Below are 3,473 nucleotides of genomic sequence, written 5' to 3'. Positions count from 1 at the left end.
CGGAAGGGTTCGGATCACTGCTCGCGGCGATCGTTCTGCTGTCCGTCGGGATATGGATGCACGGCAAGGCGCAAGCCGATCAGTGGCAACGCTATATCCGGGAGAAGATGGCGCGGGCGCTCACAGGTGGATCCGGTTGGTTCCTGTTCGGACTAGCCTTCGTGGTTGTCTATCGCGAGGTTTTCGAGACGATATTGTTCTACGCCGCACTCTGGACGCAGGGCAACGGGCCCGTGCTGCTCGCTGGCGCAGGGTCGGCCGTGCTGCTGCTCGCGGTGATCGCCTGGGCCATGCTTCGCTACAGCAGAACGCTGCCGATCGCACAGTTCTTTCGCTACAGTGCATGGCTGATGGCAGCACTGACGGTCATTCTCGCGGGCAAGGGCGTTGCAGCACTCCAGGAGGCAGGCATCTTCGACATCTCGCCGCTTGCGAATGTGCCTCGGTTCTCCATGCTGGGCCTCTTTCCGACCAGGCAGTCGGTGGCGGCGCAGCTGCTGATGCTGATCGCGATCATCGCCGGTTTCGCCAGCAATCGGCGCAAGGGCGTGCGCCCGTCAAATTTCTCGCCGGCCGAATAGGCTCCGCTATTCTCGCCGTTAACCCACGCCGGCTGTCCCCATGCACGTCAGCGATCATCCTCAGTGCGCTGCCTGACCCAATGTGATGCAAGACGGGCGGTCAATTCGCCGGCGATCAGCGTAGCAGCTAACGCGAGCGTACCCAGTACGGGGTCGTCGATCGAGAAGAACAAGAGGCCGGCGATGATCACAAACACGACGTTCACCGCGGCCCACACCCATTCGGGCAGCGAGGGCCGGTTCCTCATCAAAACCGCCTCACATGGGCGGCGACAATCATCCGGACCGTGATGCGAACCGGGTCAAACAATGTACCTGTCCCAGCCGGCGTAATGCTCGCTGCTGCGTTTGCCGCGCTGAAGGTTCAGCGCGATGATCACGAACCCGATCGCTATGCCGCTCAGCGTCGCCGCAAAGCTTGCCCCGGTCAGAAACAGCGGCGCGGAAACGATCCAGACGCCGACGACAATGTTGAGAAAGCGGAGTGCGCGCGCCACCTCCGCGGTCGCAATGATCGATATCGTAATGACCAACGCGCCAGCGACGTGATCGCTGTTGGCCATCGCCCCGATCGTGCCGAAGGTGAGGCGCGTCAGCATCAGCGACGCGCCCAGAGCCATGCTCGCCGCCAATTGCCACGGCAGCGTGATGCCGCGGGTCGCATCGTTCCAGAAAGCGGCAGGACTGGCGAGTGCGTCGGAGGAGTCCACCTCGCCCTTTTCGACGGCATCGCCATGAAAGAAGGTGGCGATGAGCGGTTTGCCCTGGCAGCGCGCCCATTGCAGGAACTGCCCCATGGCGATCACCTCATCCAGCGCAAAGGGGATCATCACCAGCATAGCGAGACCGGCGATCAGCGCTGGCGTGCTCCATGTTCCGATCACGATCGGTTGAATGATAATAAAGTAGATCGAAACGACCCCTAACGGGATCACGAGGATGCCGAAGAACGCGACCATCCACGGCATCGTGCGCCAGCGGTCGCGCGTTCCCATGACCGCCATCAGAATTTCAAACGTGTAGCTGACCGCGCCAAGTCCGGCATCGGGGATCGGCCAGGCCTTGGAGACATCCGAGGTAATGATTTCCTCGGTGCCGTTGCGGGGATCGGTGAGTGAACCTGAAAAGAAGGGCTCCCAGACGCCATCAACATGGCCGAGCTGATAGGCGGTCAGCATGCGCGAAATCAGCAGTCCGATCAGTCCCAGGATCGCGATCGGAAGCCGCTGCGCACCCGTGGACGGACCGTAAGTCCATCCCGGCGGGATCGATTTGGGGTCCATCATCCCCGCCATGCTCATCCCCGGCATCATCGGCACGAGGACGGAGAAAGCGATAGCGAGTGTGCCGACGAGCAGGTCGTTTTGATATTGCGCCGCGCTCGGGCTCCAGAAAAGCAACGGCGCGAAAAGCAGCCATATTCCGACAAAGCACGCCGCCCATTGCCCGAACCAGGCGGTCCGCTTGGACAGCGAAAGCAGGCCGAACAGGACCAACAGCGTCCCGCTTGCGATGTCGCTCGCCATGAGCAGATCGGCTCGCCATTCGATTGGCGCCAGGCCACGGTCGAGCGTCACCGCGCGCACCGAGGCCGCGACCGTGTTGCTCGTTGCGGCGTCATAGACGAGCGGACTCGCCGCCAGCCACGCGCCCAGCCCGATATTGGCGTAATGGGCCCAGCGCGTCTTGCGACCATCCGCGTCCATCGCCGCCATGTGGTCGCCGTCCATCGAAAGATCGCCGAGTGCCGCAGCCATGTTGTGGTCGTGACGATCAGGGCTACCCGCTTTGTCCGGGTTCCGATCTTCGCTGGCGGCATCGCCTCCACGTTTCGCTCGATGGTCATGCCCCCCCAGAGGCCCCGGCCGCTGGCCATACCACGCGACCAGCGAAGGATTGAGCTTGTTGGCGGCATACCAGGCCGCGGGATCCCGCTTAAGCGCCGCCACCATCTTCGGGAGCGCCGTGCCGAGTTGATGCGCTGGCTGCCAATCGAGAAGCTGTCGCGCGCGGCTGATATCGAGGACATAATGGTCGTTGCTCGCCTCGACCATCCACGGCTTGATCTCGCTGTCTTCGCCCAGAAGCTTGTCCTGCACCCAGGCGCCTGCCTTGGCGACCGGCTGTGGAATCCGAAGCGTCTCCCAGCGCTCCCCGTGCAGCGCACGGCCGATGATGTCCTGGACTTCTGCATAGCCAAGCGCTTCCGGCTCGCCGATGAGGAGCGGCAACGCGGGCGGCAGCCCACCCCTCCGGTCGACCAGCCGCGCTATCGCGTCGGTCAGATCGTCGAGATGGACGAAGGACTGACCAGCGCAGAGCATGCCCGGATAAAGGTGCGCGGTCAGCCGGTGCTCATAGATCCGGGCGATCTGCTGCGCAATGAAGGGTTGATGGCCTTCGTCCTCATAGACACCGGCAATCCTCAGAAAGACGACCGGGATGTTCCCATGACGCTCGCGAAGTATCGCTTCGGTACGCACCTTGGATTCGGGGTAGGGCCAGCTCGGGTCGATCGGCGACTCTTCAGTGATGCGCTCGTCAGGACTGTCGGTCGCTCGGTGGACGAGCATCGTGCTGGCAAAGATGAATTGCCCGACCTCGAATTCCTGTAGTGCGCCGATCAGCCGGAGGGTGCCCTCGACCGTGATCTCGTTGTAACGAGGGTTCGGTTCGCCGGTGACGTCGTAATAGGCGGCGAGGTGAACGACCGACGCGATGCGACTGCCAAACTTTTCACGCACCGTTTCGAGTGCCGCGCGCACCCCTTGCTCGGACGCGAGATCGATGTCCACGGCAGTCGCCGGCGCTGGCGGGTCGGGGGGACCAGCTCGATCCAAGCCGACCACTTCGTACCGCTCACCAAGGCGGCGGACGACGGCCGCACCGATG

General features: G+C 63.1%; 3 protein-coding genes. 1 reads left to right on the top strand and 2 read right to left on the bottom strand.

The window, feature by feature from the left end; translation table 11 throughout:
* A partial coding sequence (locus BGN95_RS07460; protein WP_286772148.1) for an FTR1 family iron permease occupies positions 1-581 on the top strand: 581 nt, incomplete at its 5' end.
* A gap of 47 nt (positions 582-628) precedes the next feature.
* Here BGN95_RS07460 and BGN95_RS07455 read toward each other — a convergent pair.
* Together BGN95_RS07455 and BGN95_RS07450 are read right to left on the bottom strand one after the other, a co-directional pair.
* Positions 629-829, bottom strand: a complete 201-nt coding sequence (locus tag BGN95_RS07455; RefSeq protein ID WP_286772147.1) for a hypothetical protein — start codon at positions 827-829, stop codon at positions 629-631.
* 54 nt (positions 830-883) lie between these two features.
* Entirely contained in the window at positions 884-3,472 is a 2,589-nt protein-coding gene (locus BGN95_RS07450; protein ID WP_286772146.1) for a vitamin K epoxide reductase family protein, read from the bottom strand.
* Position 3,473: the final 1 nt, after the last annotated feature.

Source organism: Sphingomonas sp. 66-10 (assembly GCF_001897045.1).
In the GTDB taxonomy this organism is placed as follows: Bacteria; Pseudomonadota; Alphaproteobacteria; order Sphingomonadales; family Sphingomonadaceae; genus Sphingomonas; species Sphingomonas lycopersici.
The sequence above is the reverse complement of the archived record's forward strand: the minus strand, read 5'-3'. Positions and strand labels throughout refer to the sequence as shown.

Excerpts from the sequence above, each read along its gene's own strand:
- BGN95_RS07455 (WP_286772147.1), bottom strand. The coding sequence starts at position 829 with ATGAGGAACCGGCCCTCGCTGCCCGAATGGGTGTGGGCCGCGGTGAAC.